Genomic DNA, 25,291 nt, shown 5'->3' with positions numbered 1-25,291 from the left:
CGGAAGGAATCCGAATGAGCCTGAACCACATCGTCTTCATCGTCCTCGACAGCTGCCGCTACGACAGCTTCGTCAGCGCGAAAACGCCCAACGTCGACCGCCTGGGCGCGGCGCAGAAGCGCTACTCGTACGCGTCGTGGACGGCGCCGTCGCACCACACCTTCGCGATGGGCATGCTGCCGCACACCAGCCCGAAGGACGTCTTCGCCTCCGAGGTCTACAAGGACGAGTTCGCGCAGTGGCGCGAGCGCACCGGCTGCGCCGACATCGCGTTCAAGGAGTTCCTGCCCGACCTGTCGCTGCCCAAGGTGCTGCGCAAGCTCGGCTACCGCACCGTCGCCAAGGTCTCGATGCCGGTGCTCAACAAGAGCACGCTGATCAGCCGCGACTTCGACGACTACAAGCTCATGCCCAACCACAACGACTTCAAGGGCATGGTCGCGGAGATGGAGTTCCCGGACGACGAGCCGCACTACTACTTCTTCAACGTCGGCGAGACGCACTACCCGTACATGCTGTCGGGCGCCGACCTGCCGCACATCTCGGGGCTGCACGGCGCGCTGAAGGGCATGGACGCGGTGGCCGAGGCGACGCAGGGCAAGCGTGGTTTCGAGCCCGGCCAGATGGAGATGCTGCGGCTGCAGCAGATCAAATGCATCGAGTACTGCGACGCGCAGATCGGCCGCATCATGGACATGGCGCCGCCGAACACCCACTTCATCGTCACCGCCGACCACGGCGAACTGTTCGGCGAGGACGGCTTCTTCGGCCACGGGCCGATCATGCACGAGAAGTGCTTCGAGGTTCCCTTCGTCGAGGGGCGGCTGGGCTGAATGGCCGCACCGCTGTTCCTGCTGGCGCCGCCGAGGTCCTACACCTCGCTGATGAACGCGATGCTCGGCCAGCATCCGCAGTGCTTCGGCCTGCCGGAGCTGTGCCTGTTCAACGTCGAGCGCCTCGTCGACCTGTGGGTGCGCTCCACCGACGAGATGGGCAGCGAGGCCAAGACGCGCCACGGCCTGCTGCGCGCCGTCGCCGAGATCTACGGCGGTGAGCAGACGATGGACAGCGTGCGCATGGCCAACCACTGGTGCGCCGCGCGCCAGAACCTGTCCACCGGCCAGATCTACCGTGAGCTGGTCGACAAGATCGACCCGCTGATCGCCGTCGAGAAGAGCCCTGCCTACACGGTGGACATCCAGCGCCTGCTGCGCATCCGCGAGACCTTCCCCGACGCGCGCTACCTGCACCTGACGCGCCACCCGGTGGGCCAGTGCAAGTCGGTGATGAGCCTGTACGACGGCACCTTCGCGCTGTTCGTCAACTCGATCGACTTCCTCGAAGACCGCGCGATCGTCGAGCCGCAGTTCGCCTGGTACGACCTGAACATCAACATCCTGAACTTCCTCGACACGATCCCGGCCGAGCGCCAGATGCGCATCCGCGGCGAGGACGTGATGAACGACCCTCCGAAGTTCCTCGGCATGATCTGCCGCTGGCTGGGCATCCGCGACGACGCCGACGCGCTCGACGAGATGATGCATCCCGAACGCTCGCCGTTCGCCTGCTTCGGGCCGCTGGACGCGCTGTTCGGCAACGACCCGAACTTCCTCTCCGGCCCGACCTTCCGCCCGCACAAGGTGAAGGTGCCGTCGCTGGACAAGCCGGTGCCCTGGCGCGAGGACGGCCAGAGCCTGAAGCCCGAGGTCGTCGAACTCGCGCGCGAATTTGGTTATTGAGGCGATGAGCGACTCCGACACTCCCCCGCTGGGCCAGCGCCCCAAGCTCGGCCCGATCGACGGCAAGCCGGTCACGACGCACCCCGACCTGAGCCGGCTGTCGCCGGCGCAGCGTGGCCTGCGCGACGCGCTGCTGCGCGAGTTCAAGGCGCGCAAGGCGAAGAAGTTCGTCGAGAAGCAGGTCCACTACATCAACGGCAACCGCCAGGTCGCCGAGTCGATCAAGATCCTCTTCGACGAGCACGGCCAGCCCCCGGCCAACGCGCCGATCGAGGACATCATCGAAGAGCGGCGCCAGCTCGAGTACCAGGTGCGCTGGTTCGAGGCGATGCTGCTGGAGCTGCAGACGCGGCTCCTGCGCGTGCGCGAGATCGAGGCGCTGGCGCTCGACGTCCTGGAGCGCAGCGAGCGCGAGTAGAGATCCCGACCCCATGCCCGTCATCCGTCCTCTCCGTTCGCCCGTCGCGCTCGCAGCTGCCGCCTTCGCGGCGCTCGCCGCGCTGTCCGGCTGCACCACCGGCCCCGACTACCGCCGTCCCGAGGTCGAGCTGCCGGCGAGCTACGCCGCCGCCGCTTCGGCGCCGCAGGCCGCGGCGCCCCGGGTGCTGGACACCGCCTGGTGGTCGGCCTTCGGCGACCCGCAGCTCGACACGCTGGTGCGCGACGTGCTCGCGAACAACCCCGACATCCGCATCGCCGCCCACCGCGTCGAGCAGCTCGACGCCTATCTGCAGATCAGCCGCTCCGAGGGCATGCCGCAGGTGGGCTACGAAGGCCAGCGCACGCGCGACACCTTGAGCGAGAACCGCCAGCAGCCGCTGAACCGCGGCACGCTGCCGGTGGACAACAACTACACGATTTCCGGCGCGATCCGCTGGGAGCTGGACGTCTGGGGCAAGCTGCGGCGCGCCGACGAGTCGGCGGTGGCCAACCTGATGGCCGGCCAGGAAGGCCGGCGCGCGCTGGAGATGGCGATGGTCGCCAAGGCCGCGTCCGGCTATCTGCGCCTGCTGTCGCTGGACCGCGAGCTCGAGCTGCTCGAGCGCAGCGTGCAGGTCGAGGCCGACACGCTGGCGCTGGCGCAATCGCGCTACGACAACGGCGGCAGCTCCGAGCTGCCGGTGCTGCACGCACGCTCGCAATGGCAGCAGCGTGCCGCCGAGGTGCCGGCCAAGCAAGCCGAGATCGCGGCGCTGGAGAACGCGCTGGGCGCGCTCGCCGGGCGCAACCCCGGGGCGCTGCCGCGCGGCACGCTGCAGGCGCTGAAGCTGCCGGTCGTTCCCGGCGGCCTGCCGGCGGACCTGCTCGCCCAGCGGCCCGACGTGCGCGAGCGCGAGCAGGCCCTGATCTCGGCCAACGCGCGCATCGGCGTCGCCAAGGCCGAGTTCTATCCGACCATCGGGCTGACCAGCAGCTCGGGCTTCGCCAGCACCGAGCTGGGCACGCTGGACAAGCTGACCTCCAACTTCGGCAGCTTCGGCCTGAGCTTCTTCGGCCCGATCTTCACCAGCGGGCGGCTGACCGGCCAGGTGCGCGAGGCCGAGGCGCAGCAGCGCCAGGCCGCCGTCGAGTTCCTGAAGTCGGTGCAGACCGCGCTGCACGAGGTGCAGGACGCGCTCGTCAGCCGGCAGAAGATCGAGACGCAGATGGCGCTGCGCGACGAGAACGTCGCCGTGCTCGTGCGCCAGCGGGATGTGGCCCAGCGCCGCTACGAGCTGGGCCGCGACGACTACTTCCAGGTCCTGGACGCCGAACGCTCGCTGGCCTCGGGCGAGCAGCTGCAGAACCAGACCCGCTACGCCCGCGCCGACGCGCTGGTCTCCCTCTACAAGGCTCTGGGCGGCGGCTGGTCGCTGCCGGCCGTCACCGCCTCCACCGCCCCCACGACCGCGACCTCCCGATGAGTGACCAAACCAAGCTGGTGGCGCTGCCCGCCTACCTGCCGCGCCGCCTCCAGGCCTTCCGCATCGTCCGGGGCGACAAGACGAGCTACGTGCTGCGCGACAAGCTCGCCGACAAGACCTACGACGTCGAGCAGTGGCAGTTCTTCGTGCTCGAGGTGCTGCCCGGCTGCGAGACCGCCGAGAAGCTGCTGTCGGTCTTCGCCGACCGCTTCGGCCGCGAGATCAGCGAGCACGAGGTGATGACCTTCTTCGCGCAACTGGCCGACCAGAAGCTGCTCGACGAGGAAGCCGCCAAGCACCCGCTGCTCAAGCCGTTCACGCGCCAGGGCTACGCGCTGGAGCAGGGCCTGGTCAAGCCGAAGTCCTTCGAGGAACTGGCGGTCAAGATGGCCTCGCAGGGACCGAAGCCCGGGGCCGCGCCGGCCGCGGCGCCGGCTCCCGGCCCGACGCCGGGCGCGCCCGACGAGCTGCCCGAGGACGCGGTGCTGCCGGCCGGCGTCAACGAGGCCGACAGCCTGGACCCGCGCCAGACGCGCCAGCTGTTCAAGTTCTTCCCGATGCAGCCGCTGGCCAGCCGGCTGCTGCCGATCCTCGAGCCCGTCAAGTACGCGATCTACCTGCTGCCGCTGGTCGCGCTGGTGGCGCTGATCCTGGCGCTGCGCAACTTCGACACGCTGTGGAGCGACGTCAACTCGCTGCGCAGCGCGACGACGCTGGCCGTGCACGCGCTGTTCAGCCTGGTGACGATCAACCTGGCCGTCGTGCTGACGCAGTCGCTGGTGGCGCAGAAGTTCCGCGCCAGCCTGGGCGACTTCGGCATCGGCCTGCGCTTCGGCTTCTTCCCGCGCTTCATGGTGCCGATCCGGCACACGATGCAGCTGTCGCGGCGCGAGCGCATGTGGATGCACGCCGGCCCGCTGCTCACGCGCGTGCTGCTGTTCAGCATCGGCGTGCTGCTCTGGTACAACGCGCGCGGCCGCTACGAGGGCCTGGCCAACATCGGTCTGGGCCTGACCTTCCTGTGCGCGGTGAACCTGCTCGTCGAGGGCGGCAACCCGCTGGTCAAGGGCAACGGCTACCACCTGCTGGCCGCCTTCGTCGACGAGCCGCAGCTGCGCGGCAAGGCCTACCGCGCCTTCCTCGACCGCGTGCGCGGCGGCGCCAGCACCGAGCGCGGCCAGATGCTGCTGACGACCTTCGCGCTCGCCAGCTTCGTCTACGCCTACCTCGTCGTGCTGCTGATCGTCTACGTCAGCGGCCACTTCCTGATCAAGGAGATGCGCCTGGGCGGCGCGGCGCTGATCGTCGTCGTCGCGCTCGGCGTCTTCCTGGCGATGCGGACGACGAACCGCTTCAAGATGATCACGCGGGCCTACGAGCGCTCGCAGCAGTTCGAGCGCTGGCGCAAGCGCGCGCTGCCGTCGGAAACCGCCGACGCCGCGCAGGCCGAGGCGCCCAAGAGCCGCACCTGGTACTACATGAAGCGGGCGCTGGTCGTCACCTTCATCCTGCTGCTGTTCCTGCCGTACCCGTACGACGCCGGCGGCGACTTCGAGATCTTCCCGGCGGCGCGCCAGGTCATCACGACCGACATCGGCGGCGTCGTCGAGGAAGTCAACTACGACGGCGGCGAGTCGGTCGCCAAGGGCATGGTCATCGCGCGTGTCGCCAGCACCGACCTGACGGCGCAGTTGCAGACCTTCGACGCGCGCATCGCGGCGCAGAAGGCTGTCGTCGCCGAGCTGAAGTCCAAGCCGCGCAAGGAAGAGGTCGCGGTCGCGCAGAGCGACCTGGACATCGCGCGCCAGCGCGCCCAGTTCAGCGGCGAGCGCGTGCCGCGCCTGGAGCGCATGTACAAGGAGCGCACCATCTCCTTCGAGGAACTCGACAGCGCGCGCAAGGAAGCCGAGGTCGATCGCCGCGAAGTCACCTCGCGCGAGGCCTCGCTGGCGCTGGTCAAGGCCGGCACGCCGCCGGACCGCATCGCCGCCGAAGAGGCGACGCTGCAGTCGCTGGTCCAGCAGCGCGCCGAGATCGAAGGCCGCGCCGGCCGCACCGTGATGGCCATGCCCTTCGACGGCACCATCCTGTCGCTGCACCTGAAGGACCGGCTGAACAGCGTGCTCGACAAGGGCGCGCCTTTCGCCACCGTCGAGGCCGTCGGTTCGATGACCGTCGAGATCGAGGTGCCCGAAAGCGAGATCGGCTACGTCAAGGTCGGCGCCTCGGTGCGCGTGCGGCCGAATGCGTTCAACGACCGCACCTTCGTCGGCAAGGTCGACCGCATCGACGGCAACGTCACCGTCAAGCCGACCGGGCGCATCGTCAAGGTCATCGCCGTCGTCGACAACCACTATGGCGAGCTGAAGTCGGGCATGACCGGCTACGCCAAGGTCGACGCCGGCACGATGCCGGTCTGGCAGGCCTTCAGCCAGGCGGTGGTGCGCTTCGTCAACGTCCAGGTGTGGTCGTGGCTGCCCTGACGGCCTGAGCGGCACGCCGGCCGCTGCGTGGCGGCCGTTCGTGCAATCCTCCGCATGACGGCGGCGGTGTCATGGATATCATTTTGCATATCTGACACCCCGCCGTTTTTGCATGTCATTTCTGTTTCGGCTGCGCATCGGCGCCCGCATGGCGCTGGCGTTCGGATTCATCGTCGCGCTGATGCTGGTCGTGCTGGCGGCGGTGCTGCTGCAGATCGGGCGCGTCGAGCGCCTCAGCGCCGAGCTGGTCGAGGCCCAGGCCGAGCGCCTGTCGCTGGCGCAGGAGTGGTACCAGAACATCGCCGTCAACTCGCAGCGCGCGCTGGCGATCGGGCTGTCTTCCGACGACGTGCTGGAGCAGGTCTTCGGCGACAAGATGAAGTCGGTGACGGCGCGCACCAGCGAGATCGTCAAGCGCTACACCGAGCTGGAGACGACCGACGAAGGGCGCCGCGGCATCGAGGCGATGAGCCAGGTGCGGCTGCGCTACCTCGACCAGCGCAAGGCGCTGCTGGCCGCGCGCGGTGACGCCGCCAGGGTCGCGGCCGAGGGCGCGGCGTTCCAGAAGGTCACCGCCGAGTACATCGAGCAGGCGCGTCAGGTGCTGGCCTACCAGCAGCAGCGCCAGCGCGAGATCGGCGCCGGCGTCCAGGCCGCCAGTGAAGCCTTGCGCTGGACGGCGGTCGTCGTCTCGCTGCTGGCCAGCATCGCCGCCGTCGTGATGGGCTGGACGCTGTCGCGCGGCATCACCGGGCCGCTGGCGGCGCTGCAGGCCACGGCACGCCGCATCGCGGCCGGCGACCTGGCCGAGAACATCGCGCTGCAGCCCGGCGAGGTCGAGACGGTGCAGCTCGGCAACGAGATCGTGCGCATGCAGCAGTCGCTGCGCGCCCTGGTCGGCCAGGTGCACGAGGTCGCCGAATCGATCGAGGTCGCCAGCAGCGAGGTCGCCGCCGGCAACGCCGATCTGAGCGCGCGCACCGAGAGCACGGCCTCCAGCCTGGAGGAGACGTCCAGCACGATGCAGTCGCTCACCGGCACGGTGCGCCAGACGGCCGAATCGGCGCGCAGCGCCAACGAGCTGGCGCGTTCGGCGGGCACGGTCGCCGGCGACGGCGGCACCGTCGTGCGCGACCTGGTGCGCTCGATGGAAGCCATCCACCGCAGCAGCCGGCGGGTCGCCGAGATCATCGGCACGATCGACGGCATCGCCTTCCAGACCAACATCCTGGCGCTCAATGCCGCCGTCGAGGCGGCGCGTGCCGGCGAGCAGGGCCGCGGCTTCGCGGTCGTCGCCGGCGAGGTGCGCACGCTGGCCCAGCGCAGCGCCCAGGCGGCGCGCGAGATCAAGGCGCTGATCGACGACTCGGTGCGCGAGGTCGAGCTCGGCACACGCAGCGTCGGCGACGCCGGGCGCTCGATGGACGAGATCGTCGCCGCGGTGCAGCGTGTCGGCGAGGTCGTCGACGGCATCAGCGCGACGACCGCCGAGCAGAGCGAAGGCATCGTCGGCGTCAACGCGGCGATCGTGCAGATCGAGCAGTCGACGCAGCAGAACGCGGCGCTGGTCGAGCAGTCGACCGCGGCGGCGGCCAGCCTGCGCGAGCAGGCGCGCCGGCTGACCTCGCTGGTCGGCGGTTTCCGCCTGGACTGAGGGCGCCTTACTTCGACAGCGGCGCGCCCAGCCCGGTGTCGACGTACCAGACGCCGTCGTTGACGCCGTCGGGGTACTCGGTCGTCGCCGGCACCAGGCGGTTGTAGTAGATGAACGGCCCCTTGGCGGTGATGAAGTACTCCGGGTCCAGCCGAACGCGCGGCTTGGTCGTGTCGTTCGTCAGCATCTTGAAGTTCTGCTTCAGCGGGTCGATGCCGCTGATCGCCAGGTGCGTCGGGTAGCTCTTGTCCCAGAACTGGTTGGACGGGCTGACCACGGTGAAGATGTACGAACGCCCGTTGTGCGTGAAGACCTCGGGCGACCAGAAGTAGGGCAGCTTGGTCGGCGGCGTGATCGTCTTGATGACCGTCCAGCGTTTGACGCCGTCGGTGCCGGCGATCTTGCGGTAGACGAGGATCTTGCGGCGGAAGTCCGCCATCGTGAAGAAGACGTACTCGTTGCCGTACTCGGGCGCCTTCCACATGAACGCGCCGTACTTGCCGACCGCGTCGAAGGTCAGCTGCTCGACGGCACCGCTGTCGGTGTCGTAGGTGTAGACCTGATCGACGAGCCGCGCGTCCGACGGGTTGTGGCCCTGGAAGATGATCTTGCGCGTGCCCGGCACCCAGCGCCGCGAGTTGCCGCCGGTGAGGTCGGCGATCGGCATCGTCACCTCGACCCCGGGCGCGGACATCTGGCGCCAGAACAGCGCGCTCTTGTCGGCCGAGATGTAGTTGATGCGCGGGTTGGTGTCGTTGTCGTCCTTGGAGCCGTCGGGCGTCGCGCGGCCGAGGGAGTTCTGCAGCACCGACGGCGTCCAGGTACCGTTGACCATCGTCGCCATGCCGATCTGCGCCGTGCTCTCGCTGTGCGTCGAGCCGGTGACGTAGCGCGTGTAGACGATGCGCGAACCCGAGGCGCCGGACATCCATTCCGGGCCGTTGCCGAAGTCGGCCACCGGCGCGGTCTCGGTGTCGACGAGCACGCCGTGGCCGTCGGGCGGATAGAACGCGCCGGTCTGGAAGTCGACCGTGCCGACCCAGAGCTTGCCGTCGGCGCCGGTGAACGCGAACAGCGAGTTGCCCATGCCGCCGTTGCAGCTTGCGCAGTACTTGCCGTTGCGTGCCGAGTCGAACTCGTAGTCCGGTATCGGCGACTTCGTGACCTGGACCTCGGGCAGCGTCGTCGCGGCCCGCGAGAGGGGCGACAGCGCCAGGCAGGCCAGGGCCAGCAGGGCCGCGCCGGCCGCCGGGCGCCGGCGGCGGAAAGAGTATTGGTCGTTCATGGCGACTCCGGCGGTTCGATTCATCCTAGCAAGCAAGCTCCGGCCCCATTTCGTCAGGGTGCCCCTCGGATCGCGGGGTTCGCGTGTAAAGCTGCGGGCCGGACCCACCCCGTGTTCGCGGGCCCTCGCGCACGGGCGCGTTGCCCGCGAATCGGGGGCTCGTTAAGGTTTCGTGACAAGCCGTCCGGTCTCGAGATTGCTTGTTTCGTTGCCATCGTCCGACCACGCGAGGTTCCATGCCTTCATCCGTCCTGACCCGCGCGCTGCCGTTCGCTGCCGCGCTGGCCGCCCTGTCCGCCAATGCACCGGCGCAGAGCTGGATGCCGAACGAGGCCCAGGTCTCGGCCGAAGCCGAGCTGATCGACTACGAGTTCAGCCAGTCGCGAGCCCAGATCGCCTGGAACGACACGCTGGGCAAGCTCTGGGTCGCCAACGTCGACCGTGCCACCGGCAAGTTCGTCCCGGCCGACGGCCGCGGCGTCGTCGTCGACCCCGATTCGATGAGCTTCCAGGACGCGCAGAAGACCAAGAACGGCCCTGAATGGGTGCAGACCGCCGCCGGCGACATCCTCGTGCACACCAAGTACGCCGGGCGCCACACCGACGGCAACTCGCGCATCGGCGTCGCCGTGCCGGGGCCCAACGGCAGCTGGACGAGTAGCATCCTGTCCGATGCGGTGCGCAAGGCACCGTACGGGAGCAACGTCGTCGGCGACACCGCGGCGCGCATCAGCTACGTCGACAACCGCGAGGTCCATTACTGGGCCCAACTCGGCGATCCGTCGACCGAGCGCCGCATCGAGGACTTCCCCGACTCCAACTACCCGGTGCGCCACGTCGCCTGCGCGCGCCCGGACATACCCGGCACGCACGCCGTCGTCTACCCGGTGACGGTCAACGGCGTCGACCAGGTCTTCTACCGCGACTTCGACGGCAACCGCTCGCAGCAGCTGACCTTCGACGCCGGCGTCAAGTACGAGGTCTGGATGTGGTGCGCGCCGGAGTACGGCTACGAGCCGGTCTTCTTCACGCTGGTCGACCAGACCGAGCTGCGCGTCTACCGCAAGATCGCCGGCAGCTGGACGCCGGTGTTCAGCCAGACGGCGCCCAAGGGCAACCAGATCTTCTCGCCCGAACCCTTCACCTGGAACGGCAAGTCCTACATCTTCATGGCGCAGTCGGTGAAGCCGAACAAGTTCCGCTCGGAGATCTGGATCGCCAACATCGACGCGACGGCGCCGCTGTTCAAGCGCATCACGCCGACCGAGCCGCTGCGCACGCGCACCGACCCCGAGGTCTTCATCACCGACGCCGGCCCGCGCATCTACTACAACAAGCTGATCCCCGACGTCAGCGACAGCGGCCGCTACAAGCCCTGCCGCAAGCCGAGCTGCTCCGAAGGCGTGTGGAACGCCGACCCCGGCCTCTGACGCCGGCCGCGCCGCCTCAGGGCGAGGGCACCGTGTAGAGCATCAGGCGCTGCACGCCGTAGACGTCGTACTGCTGCAGCACCGGCATCGTGCCGGCGGCCCGCGCCGGCAGCTCGATGCGCGCGGTGTTGTAGTTGATGCCGGGCACCGCCGGCACCATCGCCAGGTCGTAGGTCGGGTCCCAGTTGACGCCCGGCGCGTCGCCGATCTCGAACGTGCCCTTGCCGCGCTGCACGCTGTAGCCGACGACCGGCAGGCCGTTGAACAGCCCCATCTGCGCGTAGGCCACCTTGCGCGAGTCGTCCACCTGCTGCGGTGCCGACCAGGCCAGCGTCGCCGGGTCCCAGCGGAAATGCAGGATGTCGTAGTTCTCGACGGTGATCAGGTGCACGCCGCCGGCCGCGTCGGTGACGACGTTGAAGTGGCTGGCGTAAGGGTCGGACACGGTGCTGTCGACGCTGCCGACGAACACCGTCTCGGTGCTCCACGGCGCATTGGCCGCCTCGGTCAGGCCGCGGCGCGAGAAGTAGGTCACCTCGCGCACCGTCCACACCATGCCGATGCCGCCGGGAATCGCCACCGGGCGAGCGCTGCGTTCGACGGCGCGGTTGTCGGTCGGGCCGAACACCAGGCCGGGGTCGGTCCAGGCGCCACCGGCCGGGCGGTAGACGACCCTCAGGTTGCCCTGGTTGGACAGCTTGTTGCGGGCCAGGAAACCGACCCACAGGCCGCCGCGTTCGTCGGCCGCGATGGCCGGGTTCTGCGCCGAGATGCGGCCGGCGGCGAAGGCTGCTTCCGCGGCGAGCGGCGTCCAGCTTCCCGAGGCCGCGTCGTAATGCAGCAGCTCGTGCATCACGTTGCCGGCGGCGGTGTGATAGACGACGTGCACCGCGTCGCCGTCGGGCAGCGTGTCGGCCGTCGACTTGTCGTCGGTCGCGGCGAATGCGTAGGCGAGCTGCCAGTTCACGCCGCCGTTGCGGCTGCTGTAGAGCGCCAGGCCGCCGGGCGCGTAGCTGCCGCGGTTCATCACCAGGTGCACCGCGCCGTCGGCGGTCAGCCACATGTGCTGCTGGTGTCGGTAGGAGATGACGCGTTCGTTGTCGCTGGCGAGGTCGGTCTCGACCGCACGCACCGGGGTGCCGGCCCAGGCCGGCGCGGCCAGCGTGCACGCCGCAGCGAGCGCCACGGCAGTCGATCGAAGACGGGCGCGGCGCTCTCGCCGCGCGGGGACGATGGACATGTTTCCCTCCGGGCTCTGTCGTGGAGCGTGAGCCGCGAGCGGCCCGCCGCGCTGGCGGCGCGAGCATTCTCCGGGCCGCTTTATGGGCGCCATTCCCCCCGGTTCCCGGGATCGGCGCGCGTTTTGCGCCGGATCGGCACCGGATTTGCACGCGCACCGTTTGTGTCACGTCTGTTTCGCTGTTTATGGCAATGCAATGCACTGTCGTCGTTCGTCGCCGACGGCGGCGTCGCGGCAGCGTGTGCGCTCGTGCGCGCACGCCTTGAATGCGGCCCCCTCGGGTGGGTGACGCGAGCGGATGCAGTGCCGGTACTTACGCGTTCTCGTGATAACTTAAGAACGAATTTGGTGCACGGGAAGACGAGCTCGGGGCACGACCCGGCCGGACCGGGGTTACCAGCGCTCACGATGTTCGCAGCACCCGATCGCTTCCCGTTTCTTCACCTTTGTTCACGCGAACGACGCGTGCACACCTCCACGCTGGCGCATCCCCCGATGCGTGGCGCCTCCCGGCCAGTCGGCCTTGGTTTGTCCCGCCCCTGAGATGAGCCTCTTCCAGACCTTCGTCCTCACCCCGGCCGGACACGCCGACGTGTCGCTGGCGATCGCCGCCTGCCGAGCCGGCGCCGTCGGCGTCGTCAACCACGAGCTCGAAGCCGACCCGGCGCGCTGGGCCCCGGCGCTGGCCGCCGTGGCCGCGGCCACCGACGGCGGCCACGCGCTGAAGCTGCCGGCGCTGGCCGACGGCGACGCCGAGCACCTGGTTGCCGCGCGAGCCGCGGGCCTGGCCTGGCTGCTGATCGACGCCGCCGCGGTGCCCGCCGCACGCGAGACGCTGGCCGCGCTGCGTGCCGCCGGCCTGCGCGTGATGGCCGAGCTGACGACGCCGGACTGGCCGGCCGAGGCGCTGGACGCCGAGGTCGACGCGCTGCTGCTCAAGGGCAACGAGGCCGGCGGCTTCGTCGGCGAGGACGCCAGCTTCATCCTCTTGCAGAAGTGGCGCGTCCGCACGGCGCTGCCGCTGCACGTTCGCGGCGGCCTGACGCCGGCCGTGGCCGCGGGCTGCGCCGCGCTCGGCGTGGCCGGCGGCGCGCTCGACGCGCAAGTCCTGCTGCTCGACGAAGCGCGACTGGGCGACGCCGGCCAGGCCGTCATCGCCGGCCTGTCGGGCAACGAGACGGTGGCCGTCGGCGACGGCGAGCACGGCGAGTACTTCCGCATCCTGAGCCGCCCGGGCCACGCCGTGGCCAAGGCGCTGATCACCGAGGGCGACGGCTGTGGCTTTGCCGCGCTGCGCGACAAGGTCGCCGGGCGCGTGAACTGGGACGACCCGCGCGCCGGCCTGCTGCCGGTGGGCCACGACGTCTGCTTCGCCGCCGACTGGCGCCGTCGCTACGGCCACCTGGCCGCGGTGCTGAAGGCGTTCGACAGCGCGGTCGCGACCCAGCTCGGCCAGGTCGCCGCCCAGCCGCCGGTCGCCGAAGGCGCGCCGCTGGCGCAGGCGCTGGGGCTGCGTTTCCCGATCGTGCAGGGGCCGATGACGCGCGTCTCCGACGTCGCCGACTTCGCCCAGGCCGTGGCCGACGGCGGCGGCCTGCCGATGGTCGCCTTCGCGCTGCTGAAGGGCGCGCCGCTGGACAAGCTGCTCGCGCGCACCCAGCAGCTGCTGGGCGACAAGCCCTGGGGCATCGGCCTGCTGGGCTTCGCGCCGCAGGCCCTGCTCGACGAGCAGCTCGCGCTGGCGACGCAGTACAAGCCGGCCTACGCGCTGATCGCCGGCGGCCGGCCCGACCAGGCCGTCAAGCTCGAAGCCTCGGGCGTGCCGACCTTTCTGCACGTGCCCTCGGCCAACCTGATCCCGCTGTTCGTCCAGGAAGGCGCGCGGCGTTTCATCTTCGAGGGCCGCGAGTGCGGCGGCCACATCGGCCCGCTGTCCAGCTTCGTGCTCTGGTCGACGATGGTCGACCGAATCGCCGACGAGATCGACGCGCGCCGCGTCGCGCCGGCCGAGCTGCAGCTGCTGTTCGCCGGCGGCATCCACGACGCCGCCTCGTCGGCTTTTGTGCAGGTGCTGGCCGCGCCGCTGGTCGCGCGCGGCGTCAAGGTCGGCGTGCTGATGGGCAGCGCCTACCTGTTCACCGAGGAGATCGTCGCCTCGGGCGCGGTGGTGGCCAAGTTCCAGCAGGAAGTCATCGCCTGCCGCCACACCGTCAGCCTCGAGTCCGGCCCGGGCCACGCCAGCCGCTGCGGCTACACGCCGTTCGCGCAGGAGTTCTTCAAAAAGCGCGCCGAGCTGCGCGAGCAGAAGGTGGCCGGCGAAGAGAGCCGGCGTGTGCTCGACGACCTGATCATGGGCCGACTGCGCATCGCCTCCAAGGGCACGACGCGCATCGGCGAGGAAGGCCGGCTGACGACGCTGGACGAGCAGCAGCAGCACGCCGAGGGCATGTACATGCTCGGCCAGGTGGCGACGCTGCGCGACGGCGTCACGACCGTCGCCTCGCTGCACAAGGAAGTGACGGCCGGCGCCGCCGCGCTGCTCGCCGCCGCGGCCGACGCCCGCCAGGCCGCGCCGGTGGCCGCCACCGGCCCGGTCGACATCGCCATCGTCGGCCTGGCCACGCTGCTGCCCAAGGCCGATTCGCTGGCCGCCTACTGGGACAACATCCTCGCCAAGGTCGACGCGATCACCGAGATCCCGCCGCACCGCTGGGACTGGCGCCTGTACTACGACAGCGACCGCCACGCGCCGGACAAGATCTATTCGAAGTGGGGCGGCTTCATCGACGACCTGGTCTTCGACCCGACACGCTACGGCATGCCGCCGAAGTCGATCGAGGCCGTCGACCCGATGCAGCTGATGGCGCTGGAAGTCGCGCGCCGCACGCTCGCCGACGCCGGCTACGACCGCAAGCCCTTCGACCGCGAACGCGCCTCGGTGATCGTTGGCGCCAGCGGCGGCACCGGCGACGTCGGCTCGCAGTACGGGCTGCGTTCGGAGCTGCCGCGCTTCTCGGGCCAGCTGCCGGCCGAGGTCGCCGAACGCCTGCCCGAGTGGACCGAGGATTCCTTCGCCGGCATCCTGCTGAACGTCATCGCCGGGCGCATCGCCAACCGGCTGAACTTCGGCGGCGTCAACTTCACGACCGACGCCGCCTGCGCCTCGTCGCTGGCCGCGGTCTACCAGGGCGTCACCGAGCTGGCCGCCGGGCGCAGCGACATCGTCATCGCCGGCGGCGTCGACACCGTGCAGGGCCCGTTCGGCTACCTGTGCTTCAGCAAGACGCAGGCGCTGTCGCCGCGCGGCCGCTGCAACACCTTCGACGCCTCGGGCGACGGCATCGTCATCAGCGAAGGCATCGCGATGGTGGCCTTGAAGCGCCTGGCCGACGCCGAGCGCGACGGCGACCGCATCTACGCCGTCATCAAGGGTGTCGGCGGTTCCAGCGACGGCAACGCCAAGGGCCTGACCGCGCCGCTGCCGGCCGGCCAGCTGCGCGCGATGCGCCGCGCCTACCAGATGGCCGGCTTCGGCCCGTCGACCGTCGGCCTGTTCGAGGCCCACGGCACCGGCACCGTCGCTGGCGACACCGCCGAGCTCGAGAGCACGACGCGGCTGATGCTGGAAGAGGGCGCACGCGCCCACGGCGCCGTCGTCGGCTCGGTGAAGACGATGATCGGCCACACCAAGGCCACCGCCGGCGTCGCCGGCCTGGTCAAGGCCGCGCTGGCGCTGCACCACAAGGTGCTGCCGCCGCACCTGGGCGTGACGAACCCCAACCCGACCCTGAAGCGCCCCGACGCGCCGCTGCACGTCATCGCCGACGCGCTGCCCTGGCTGCCGGCCGAGCAGCCGCGGCGTGCCGCCTGCAGCGCCTTCGGCTTCGGCGGCACCAACTTCCACGTCGTGATGGAGGAGTACCAGCGCGAGTACCGCCCCTGGCTGCGCAGCGCGACGGCGCAGCGCTGGCCGGCCGAGCTGCTGCTGTTCGCGGCCGACAGCCGCGAGGCGCTGGTCGCGCGCCTGACCGCGCTGCACGCCGAACTGGCGGCGACGCCGGTGGAACTGCGCGACCTGGCCGCCAGCCTGGCGCGCACCTGGCAGGCCGGCGCCGCCGAGCGTCTGGCGCTGGTCGCGCGCAGCCCCGAGGAACTGGCGACCAAGCTCGCCGCGGCGGCGGCCTTCCTGCGTGGCGAGGCCAAGGCCGCGCCGCCGGGGGTGTTCCACCGTGCCGGCGCGCCGATCGGCGGCAAGCTCGCGGTGCTGTTCCCGGGCCAGGGCTCGCAGTACACCGGCATGGGCCGCGAGGCGGCGCTGTACCTGCCGCCGGTGGCCGACGCGCTGGCCGAGGCCGAGACCGCGCTGCGCTCGCCGTTCACCGAGCGTTTCGGCAAGACGCTGGGCGAGTTCCTGTTCCCGCGCGCCGCCTACGACGACGCCGCCAAGGAGGGCGCGCGCCGCGCGCTGACCAGCACCGACGTCGCCCAGCCGGCGCTCGGCGCGCTGGAGGTGGGCCTGTGGCGTTTGCTGCAGTCGCTGGGCTTCCAGGCCGACATGGCCGCCGGCCACAGCTACGGCGAGTTCGTCGCCCAGCACGCCGCCGGCGCCATCGACTTCGGCGCGCTGATGGCGCTGTCGGCCGCACGCGGCCGCTTCATCGTCGACGCTGCCAAGGACGCCGGTGCCGAACTCGGCACGATGGCCGCGGTGCCCGCCGAGCGTGCCGTCGTCGAGCAGCTGATCGCCGACCTGCCCGACGTCATCGTCGCCAACCACAACGCACCGCTGCAGAGCATCGTCTCGGGCACGCGTGCCGGCGTCGAGGCGGCCGTCGCCAAGTGCGCCGCGGCCGGCATCGAGGCGCAAGCCATCCCGGTGGCCGCGGCCTTCCACTCGGTGCTGGTCAAGCCGGCGCAAGGCCCGCTGGCGGCGCTGATCGACGCCACGCCCTGGCAGCCGACGGCGATTCCCGTCTACGCCAACGCCACCGCGCGGCCGCACCCGGCCGAGCCGGCGCGCAGCCGCCAGCTGATGGCCGAGCACCTGGTCAAGCCGGTCGAGTTCGTCGCCCAGGTGCGCCAGATGCACGACGACGGCGCGCGCCTGTTCGTCGAGGTCGGCCCGAAGGCGGTGCTGTCGCGCCTGGTCGGCCGCATCCTGCAGGATCAGCCGCACGTCGCCGTGGCGCTCGACGACGGCAGCGGCCTGGCCGGCGTGCTGGCCGGCATCGGCCAGCTGCTGGTGGCCGGCGTGGCGCTGGACGTCGAGCCGCTGTTCGCCGGCCGCGACTGCCGCGTCGGCGACCCGGCGCGCCTGGCCTCGCTGGACCGCCGCGAGACGCCGGCGCGCACCGCCTGGGTCATCAACGGCGCCGGCGTGCGCCGCCTCGCCGACCCGGTCAAGCCGGTCGGCGTGACGCTGGAGCAGGCCCAGGCCGCGCTGGCCGCGCCGCCTGCCGTGCCGGCGGCCGCGCCTGCGGCCCCGGTCGCCTCGGCCCCGGCCCCGGCCCCGGTCGCGCCCACGCTGCCCGCGGCCGCCCCGGCGCGCACCGCCACCCCGATCACGTCCCAGTTTTCCCGGAGGGTCCGAACGATGGATGAACGACGACCACTGCCTGCCACGGCCGACGCCGCCGTGCTGGCCGAGTACTTCGAGACGATGCGCCAGTTCCTGGAGTCGCAGGAGCGCGTGATGGCCGCCTTCCTCGGCCAGCAGCCGGCGGCGCCGGCGCGTGCGCTGCGCGCCCGCCCGGTGCCGACGATGGTGCTGCCGCGTGTCGCCGACGCGGTGCCTGCCGCGCCGGTGGCGCCGGTCGTGCCGCCCGCCCCGGTCGTCGCCGCGGCTCCGGTGCCGCCGGTGGCCCCGGCCGCGCCGGTGGTCGCTCCGGCCCCGGTGCAGCCTGCGCCGGTCGCTGCCGCGCCGGTGGCGGCCGCGGCTCCGGCCGCCGCGCTGTCGCGCGACAAGCTCGCCGAGATGCTGCTCGCCATCGTCGAGGAGAAGACCGGCTATCCGAAGGACATGGTCGGCCTCGACCAGAACCTCGAGTCCGACCTCGGCATCGACAGCATCAAGCGCATCGAGGTCGTCGGCGCGATGCTGCAGGCGCTGCCCGAGGCCTGGCGCGCCGCGCTGGTCGACAGCCGCAGCAAGCTGAACACCCAGCCGACGCTCAACGGCATGCTGGACCTGATCGGCTCGGCCAAGGAAGGGGCGGCCGTCCCTTTTGATCGTGCCGAGGCGGGCACCCCGGTGGCCGGCGCCGTCGTCGCCGACCATGCCCCGTCTCGGCATCTGATCGAACCGACACCCGAAGCCCTGCCCGCGACGGCCGCGCGCCGTCTCGCCGCCGGGCGCTATCTGATCGTGCCCGACCGCGGCACGCTCGCCGACGGCCTGGCCACGCGCCTGGCCGAACGTGGCGCCACGGTCGAGCGCCTGGATCCGGCGCTGCTCGCCGACGAGGCGGCGCTCGTCGCCTGGTGCGCCACGCACCGCGTCGCGCCCGTCGCCGGCCTGGTCTTCCTGAGCCCGGTCGACGCGCCGCTGCCCGGCGCCGACGCCGGCCCCGACGAATGGCGCGCGGCGCTGGCCGCCGGCGACCAGGCGCTGTTCGTGCTGCTGCGTGAACTGAGCGCCGCCTTCGTGCCCGAGGCCCATGTGCTGGCCGCCAGCGCGCTGGGCGGCCTGTACGGCCGCGGCCGCGCACCCGAGGCGCTGCCGCTGGCCGGCGGCGCGCCGGGCCTCTTGAAGTCGCTGCGCGAGGAGCGGCCCAGCTTGCGCGTCAAGGCCGTCGACCTCGACCCCACGCAACCCGCGCTGGCCCATGCCCAGGCGCTGTTCGACGAGCTGGAGCTCGACGGCGGCCGCCAGGAGGTCGGCTACCCCGGCGGCCAGCGCACCGTGTTCCGCAGCGTCGTCGCCGAACTGCCGGCCGACGCGCCGCGTGTCGCCCTGCACAGCGTCGTCGTGCTCGCCACCGGCGGCGCGCGCGGCATCACCGCCGAGCTGCTGCGCGAGCTGGCGCGGCCCGGCAACACGCTGGTGCTGACCGGCCGCAGCACGCTGCCCGAGGCCGAGCCCGCCGAGCTGGCGGCGCTGGCCGACGCCGCGGCGCTGCGTGCCCACTTCATCGCCGAGGTGCGCCGCGGTGCGCTGGCGATGAAGCCGGGCGAGATCAACCGCCACGTGCAGGCCCTGCTGGGCCTGCGCGAGATGCGCGCCAACATTGCCGACTTCCGCGCCAGCGGCGCCGCCGTCGAGTACCACGCGGTGGACGTCACCGACGAGGGCTCGATGCGGGCGCTGCTCGACGGCGTCTACGCCCGCCACGGCCGCCTGGACGGCGTCGTGCACGGTGCCGGCGTCATCGAGGACAAGCTGATCGCCGAAAAGAGCACGGCGAGCTGGCGCCGGGTCGTCGACACCAAGGTCGTCGGCCTGCTGCTGCTGCAGAAGTGGCTGCGCCCGGAGAGCCTGAAGTTCCTCACCGTCTTCAGCTCGGTCGCCGGGCGCTACGGCAACAGCGGGCAGGGCGACTACGCCACCGCCAACGAGCTGATGAACCGCATCTGCGAGCACCTGCGCGGGCGCTGGGACGGCCGTGTCGCCGTCAGCGCGCTGTGCTGGGGCCCGTGGGGGCCGACCAAGTTCGGCGCCGGCATGGTGACCGCCGAGACCGAGGCCAAGTTCGCCGCCAAGGGCGTGACGCTGGTCAGCGCGGCCGTGGGGCGCAAGCTCTTCGCCGACGAGATCTCGCGCCCGGCCGGCGGCCCGGTCGAGGTGGTCTGCGGCGCCGGCCCCTGGGAGCGCCACGAAGCCGAGATCGGCGCCTGGCGCAAACGGGCGCCCGAGGGCCCCGAGCTCGGCGCGCTGCTGGGCGCCGCGCGCGTGCTCGACGCCGGCCGCGGCGAGCAGGTCGTCGCGCTGCGCCTGGACGTGGCGCGCCACCTCTATCTGCAGGAACACGTGATCGACGCGACGCCGGTGCTGCCGGCGGCCGCCGCGCTGGAGATCACCGCCGAGGCCGCCGCCACGCTGTGGCCGGGCTGGAAGGTCGTCGAGATGCGCGAGTTCCGGCTGATGAAGGGCGTCGAGCTGAAGGAGCCGGCGCGTGCGCTGCGTGTGCTGGTCAGCCCGCCGCCCTACGGCAGCAGCGAGGGCTTCGAGGTCGTCGCCGCGCTGCAGAGCGAGCTGGCCGCCGGCCGCTTCATCACCCACTACAAGGGCGTGGTGCGGCTGGAGCAGCAGCTGCCGGCCGGTGAACGTGTCGTGCCGCGCCCGCACCGCGAGAAGAGCCTGACCGTCGAACGCGCCTACGGCGAGTGGCTGTTCCACGGCCCGCGCTTCCAGGTCATCGAAGGTTTCGACGGCCTGTCGCAGCAGGGCGCGGGCACGGCGGTGCGCTCCACGCATCCGTCGGCCTGGCTGCGCGGCGTGCCGGCCGACGCGGCGGGCTGGGTCTTCGACCCGGCGCTGCTGGACGCCGCGGCGCAGATGGCCTGGCTGTGGGCACGCGCCTTCCGCGACGAATCGGCGCTGCCGGCGAAGTTCGGCCGCGTCGTGCGCTACGCCGAACGTTTCCCCGAGCGGCTGCGCATGGAGTACGAGCGCATCCCGAGCGACGACCCGACGCTGATCCGCGCCAACGTGGTGTTCAGCGACGAACGTGGCGAGCCGGTGATGCTGATCGAGGAACTGGAGAGCATCGCCAGCGCCGCGCTGAACCGCCTGGGCGGCACCGCACGCACGGCGATCGACGCATGAGCCGCAACCCGCCCAACACCGCGCCCGAGCCGATCGCGCTGATCGGCATGGCCTGCATCTTCCCGGACGCGCCGGACCTGCAGGCCTTCTGGAACAACATCCTCGACGGCGTCGACGCGGTCGGGGACCCGGTCGAGAACTGGGACGCCGAGCGCTACCTGGCCGACGGCCGCATCAAGACGCCGCGCGGCGGCTGGCTGAAGGACCTGTACCGCTTCGACCCGCGCGAGTTCGGGATCATGCCGAACTCGATGGACGGCGGTGAACCCGACCAGTACCTCGCGCTGCGCGTGGCGCGCGACGCACTCGCCGACGCCGGCTACCTCGGCAACGACGCCGAGCACCGCGACACCGGCATCATCCTCGGCCACAGCACCTATCTGCACCGCGGCCAGGTCACCGTCATCCAGCACAACATCGTGCTCGACCAGACGATGGAGCTGCTGAAGGCCGCGCTGCCCGGGCTGGACGCCGCCGCCGAGGCCGAACTGCGCCGCGCGCTGCTGGCCAAGCTGCCGCCGCACTGCGCCGACACCGCGCCGGGCCTGGTGCCCAACGTGATGACCGGGCGCATCGCCAACCGGCTGAACCTGAAGGGCCCGAACTACCTCGTCGACGCCGCCTGCTCGTCGTCGCTGCTGGCGGTGAGCGCCGCGGTCGACGAACTGCGCGCCGGCCGCAGCCGCATGATGATCGCCGGCGGCGTCAACGCCTCGCTGCCCGCGGACGTCTCGACGATCTTCACCCAGCTCGGCGCGCTGAGCGCGCGCGGCCGCGTGCGCCCCTTCGAGGCCGGCAGCGACGGCACGCTGCTCGGCGAAGGCCTGGGCATGGTCGTGCTCAAGCGCCTGTCCGACGCGCTGGCCGACGGCGACCGCATCTACGCCGTGCTGCGCGGCATCGGCCAGGCCAGCGACGGCCGCGGCACCGGGCTCCTGGCGCCCAGCGTCGACGGCGAGACGCTGTCGATCCGCCGCGCCTACGAACACAGCGGCGTCGACCCGGCGACCGTCGGCCTGATCGAGGCCCACGGCACCGGCATCCCGCTGGGCGACAAGACCGAGATCGCGGCGCTCGCCAACGTCTTCGGCCCGCGCCGCGGCGCCGGCGGCAGCATCGCGATCGGCTCGGTCAAGTCGATGATCAGCCACTGCATCCCGGCCGCCGGCGTCGCCGGGCTGATCAAGACCGCGCTGGCGCTGCACCACCGCGTGCTGCCGCCGACGCTGTGCGAGCAGGTCAACCCCGAGCTCGGCCTCGAACGCACGCCGCTGTTCGTCAACACCGAGGCCATGCCCTGGATCGCGCCGCTGGGCCAGCCGCGTCGCGCCGGCGTCGACAGCTTCGGCTTCGGCGGCATCAACACCCACGCCATCGTCGAGCAGGCGCCGGCCGCCGCCGCGCGCCCGCCGCTGCTGGCGCGCTGGCCGTTCGAGCTGTGCGTGCTGTCGGCGCCCGACGCCACGGCGCTGGCCGCCGCCGTCGAGACGCTGGCCGCGGCGCTGGCGCGTGAACCGCGCTGGACGCTGGCCGAGATCGCCGCCGCGCTGGCCGCCGCCGACCGCGGCGGCGAGGCCCGCCTGGCGATCGTCGCCAAGAGCCGCGAGGCGCTGGCCAAGGGCCTGGCGCAGGCGCTGCCCAAGCTGCGCGGCGCCGGCGACAAGGCTTTCGCGACACGCGGCGGCGTCTTCTTTTCGCCGCGCCCGCTGGACGGCAAGCTGGCCTTCCTGTTCCCCGGCGAAGGCTCGCAGTACCTGGGCATGTTCGCCGACCTGGCGCAGTGCTTCGACGAGGTGCGCGACTGGCTGGACCTCTGGCGCGGCCTGTACGACGACGTGCCGGGCGACACGCGCACCGACATCGTCTACCCGCCAGCCACCGAACTGACGCCCGAGCGCCGCAAGCAGCTCGAGGCGCGGCTGCACGACATGGACGTCGGCAGCGAGGCGGTGATGATCGGCGGCCAGGCGATGTACTCGCTGCTGCGTGCGCTGGGCGTCGAGCCCGACGTGATGCTGGGCCACAGCTCGGGCGAGTCGTCGGCGCTGGCCGCCAGCGGCGCGCTGCCCACCGAGGACCGTGCCCGCCTGGCCGACTTCATCCGCGACCTGAACGCCGTCTACGCCCAGGTGCTGGCCGAAGGGAAGATCCCGACCGGCGCGCTGCTGGCCGTCGGTGCGCTGCCCTCGGCGATGGTGCACGAGACGGTGGCCGCCACCGGGCTGGCGATCGACGTCGCGATGGACAACTGCGCCAACCAGCTCGTGCTCTACGGCACGCGCGAGGCGATCGACACCGTGCAGGCGCGGCTCACCGCGATCGGCGCGATCTGCATGCCGCTGCCTTTCGACCGCGGCTATCACACGCCGTCCTTCGGCGCGATGAGCGCGGCCTTCGCCGAGCACTACAAGGCGATCAAGCTGGGCGCGCCGCGGGTGCCGCTGTACTCCTGCGCGTCGGCCGGGCTGTTCCCGGCGTCGCCGGCGGCGGTGCGCAAGCTGGCCGGGGCGCAGTGGTCGCAGACCGTGCGTTTCCGCGAGACGGTGCAGGCCATGGTCGCCGACGGCGTACGCGCCTTCGTCGAGGTCGGCCCCTCGGGCAACCTGACGGCTTTCGTCGACGACATCCTGGCCGACCAGCCGCACCTGGCGCTGGCCTCCAACCAGCGCCGCAAGCACGGCCTGGAGCAGCTGCTGGCGACGCTGGCCCAGCTCTGGGTGCACGGCCGGCCGATGTCGCTGCAGGCGCTGTACGCGCGCCGCCGCGTCGCCGTCGTCGACCTGACGGCACCGGCGCCGGTGCAGCGCGAGCGGCCGATGCTCGACAACACGATGCCGGTGCTGCGCCTGAGCGACGCCGACCGCGCGCTGCTGCAGCGCATCGGTGCCGCCGGCGCGCCGGTGGTCGAGGTGAAGGTCCCGGTGGCGTCGCCGGCCGCGGGCCCCGCGATGCCGGAGCCGGCGGAGGCCGAAGCGCTCGCCGACGGCGACGCCGCCGCGCGCGCCGCGGTGATGGCCGACTACTTCGCGACGATGCGCGCCTTCCTGGCGCAGCAGCAGTCGCTGCTCGAAGCCTGGCAGCCCGGAGCCGGCGAGCCGGCGCCGCAAGCCGAGGATCCGCTGGCCTGGGCGCCGTTCCTCGACGAACTGGTCGAGGCTTCGCCCGAGCGCCTGGTCGCGCGCTGCCACCTCGCGGTGCACCGCGACGCCTTCCTGCGCGACCACGTGCTGTCCGGCCGCGGTTCGGACACCGACCCCGAGCTCTTCGGCCTGGCCTGCGTGCCGCTGATGGCCAGCCTGGAGATCCTCGCCGAGGCCGCCGCGGCGCTGGCCGGCACGGCCGACTTCGCCAGCATCGAGCAGGTGCGCGCCTTCGACTGGATCGCGCTCGACGACGAGGCGCTGACGCTGGACGTCGTCGCCGAGCCGGTGGCCGGCGAGGCCGGGCTCTGGCGCGCGACGCTGTCGCAGGCCGGCGCGCCGGCGGTGACGGCGCTGTTCCGGCTCGCCGATACCGCGCGCCTGGCGCCGCTGCCGGCGCTGGCCGCGCCGCGCGCCGCACGCTGGGACGGCCAGGCGATCTACGACGTCGGCATGTTCCACGGGCCGATCTTCCAGAGCCTGGCGCACGTGCGCGGCTGGGACGAGAGCGGCATCGACTGCGAACTGAGCGACTGCAGCCTGGCCGGCTTCTTCGACGGCGAGAGCACGCCCTCGATGGTGCTGAACCCGGTGCTGATGGACGCGATGGGCCAGCTCGCCGCCTGCTGGGTGGCCGAGCACGTCGGCACCGACTTCAACTGCTTCCCGTCGACGATCGAGCGCATCGAGCTTCTGGCGCCGCAGCCGGCGGCCGAGGCCGGCCTCGTGCTGCGCGGCCGCCAGCAGGCGCTGGACCCGGCGCAGGCGGCCGACATCGCCGCCGCGCGGCGCTGGCAGTTCGAGGCCTGCGGCGCCGACGGCCGGCCGCTGGTGCGGGTCGATGGCCTGGTCAACGTCTTCTTCCACGTGCCGCACCGCTTCTACCAAGTGCGCCGCGACCCGCTGGGCGGCTGGCTCGGCGCGCCGCTGGCGCCGCTGGGCGACGCGCGGCTGTGGCAGCTGGAAAGCCTGCCCGAGGCCTTCTGCGCCCAGTCGAACGCGATCTTCCTGCGCATGCTGGCGCACGCCACGCTGGCCTGGGAGGAACGCGAGGCCTGGCGCGCGCTGCCCGACAACCTTCGCCAGCGGCGCCAGTGGCTGCACGGCCGTCTGGCGCTGAAGGAGCTGGTGCGCCACTGGCTGCACGAAAGCACCGGCCAGCTCGTCTATCCGTCGGACGTCGTCATCGGCCATGACGAACGCGGCGCGCCTTATGTCGACGGCTGGTGGACGCAGAGCCTGGCGCCGGCGCCCGCGGTGTCGCTGACGCACGGTGCGCGCTGGAATGTCGCAGCGCTGCGCGACGATGGTGCGCCGGTCGGCGTCGACGCCGAGGAGATCGGCCGCGTGCAGCGCCCCGAGCTGCTCGCAGCCGCGTTCACGCCGGCCGAGCGCGCCTGGCTGGCGGCTCAGCCGGCCGCCGCGCGCGACGATGCGCTGCTGCGCGTCTGGTGCGCCAAGGAGGCGGCGGCAAAATTTCTCGGAAGCGGCCTGCAAGGGGCGCCCGAGGCGTTCGCCGTGGCATTCGAATCGGGGGGCGCGGACCGGGCTTGGGTCAAGGCCGGTGATATCATGGTCCCGGTTTTGCTTGGACGTGTTGGGGATTCGGTGATCGCTCTCGCCGAATATCAAGAAAAGGTATCAGGATAAGC

General features: G+C 71.8%; 11 protein-coding genes. 9 read left to right on the top strand and 2 right to left on the bottom strand.

Annotated features, from left to right (window positions below; translation table 11 throughout):
• Window positions 1–14 precede the first annotated feature (14 nt).
• The 6 genes from RGE_RS15195 to RGE_RS24930 all read left to right on the top strand — a co-directional run bounded on the left by RGE_RS15195 (window position 15) and on the right by RGE_RS24930 (window position 7,780).
• Window positions 15–833: a sulfatase-like hydrolase/transferase gene (locus RGE_RS15195; protein ID WP_014429323.1), complete on the top strand. Its 819-nt coding sequence runs from the start codon at window positions 15–17 to the stop codon at window positions 831–833.
• Complete coding sequence (locus RGE_RS15190) at window positions 834–1,739, top strand: sulfotransferase family protein (protein WP_014429322.1); 906 nt, start codon at window positions 834–836, stop codon at window positions 1,737–1,739.
• Window positions 1,740–1,743: 4 nt separating this feature from the next.
• On the top strand, window positions 1,744–2,157 hold the full coding sequence (locus tag RGE_RS15185) for a hypothetical protein (protein WP_014429321.1): 414 nt from the start codon (window positions 1,744–1,746) through the stop codon (window positions 2,155–2,157).
• Window positions 2,158–2,170: 13 nt separating this feature from the next.
• Complete coding sequence (locus RGE_RS15180) at window positions 2,171–3,643, top strand: efflux transporter outer membrane subunit (RefSeq protein WP_014429320.1); 1,473 nt, start codon at window positions 2,171–2,173, stop codon at window positions 3,641–3,643.
• The gene (locus RGE_RS15175; RefSeq protein WP_014429319.1) at window positions 3,640–6,126 is read left to right on the top strand and encodes an HlyD family secretion protein; all 2,487 of its coding nucleotides are present in this window, start codon (window positions 3,640–3,642) and stop codon (window positions 6,124–6,126) included. Before RGE_RS15180 ends, RGE_RS15175 begins: the two co-directional genes overlap by 4 nt.
• 112 nt (window positions 6,127–6,238) lie before the next feature.
• Window positions 6,239–7,780: a methyl-accepting chemotaxis protein gene (locus RGE_RS24930; protein ID WP_014429318.1), complete on the top strand. Its 1,542-nt coding sequence runs from the start codon at window positions 6,239–6,241 to the stop codon at window positions 7,778–7,780.
• 7 nt (window positions 7,781–7,787) lie between these two features.
• Here the strand turns inward: RGE_RS24930 and RGE_RS15165 are convergent, their stop codons facing one another.
• Complete coding sequence (locus RGE_RS15165) at window positions 7,788–9,065, bottom strand: TolB-like translocation protein (protein ID WP_014429317.1); 1,278 nt, start codon at window positions 9,063–9,065, stop codon at window positions 7,788–7,790.
• A 236-nt stretch (window positions 9,066–9,301) separates the two neighbouring features.
• Here RGE_RS15165 and RGE_RS15160 point away from each other — a divergent pair, with 236 nt between their 5' ends.
• Window positions 9,302–10,495, top strand: coding sequence for a hypothetical protein (locus RGE_RS15160; protein ID WP_014429316.1), 1,194 nt, complete (start codon window positions 9,302–9,304; stop codon window positions 10,493–10,495).
• A 16-nt stretch (window positions 10,496–10,511) separates the two neighbouring features.
• Here the strand turns inward: RGE_RS15160 and RGE_RS15155 are convergent, their stop codons facing one another.
• Window positions 10,512–11,735, bottom strand: coding sequence for a hypothetical protein (locus tag RGE_RS15155; RefSeq protein WP_148280202.1), 1,224 nt, complete (start codon window positions 11,733–11,735; stop codon window positions 10,512–10,514).
• A 544-nt stretch (window positions 11,736–12,279) separates the two neighbouring features.
• Here RGE_RS15155 and RGE_RS15150 point away from each other — a divergent pair.
• Both RGE_RS15150 and RGE_RS15145 read left to right on the top strand, forming a co-directional pair.
• A complete protein-coding gene (locus tag RGE_RS15150) occupies window positions 12,280–20,499 on the top strand; it encodes a type I polyketide synthase (RefSeq protein ID WP_014429313.1) in 8,220 nt (2,739 codons plus the stop codon).
• Window positions 20,496–25,289: a type I polyketide synthase gene (locus tag RGE_RS15145; RefSeq protein WP_014429312.1), complete on the top strand. Its 4,794-nt coding sequence runs from the start codon at window positions 20,496–20,498 to the stop codon at window positions 25,287–25,289. The genes RGE_RS15150 and RGE_RS15145 overlap by 4 nt, the downstream gene beginning before the upstream one ends.
• Window positions 25,290–25,291: the final 2 nt, after the last annotated feature.

The sequence above is a fragment of the Rubrivivax gelatinosus IL144 genome, assembly GCF_000284255.1.
Classification (GTDB): Bacteria; Pseudomonadota; Gammaproteobacteria; order Burkholderiales; family Burkholderiaceae_C; genus Rubrivivax; species Rubrivivax gelatinosus_A.
The sequence above is the reverse complement of the archived record's forward strand: the minus strand, read 5'-3'. Positions and strand labels throughout refer to the sequence as shown.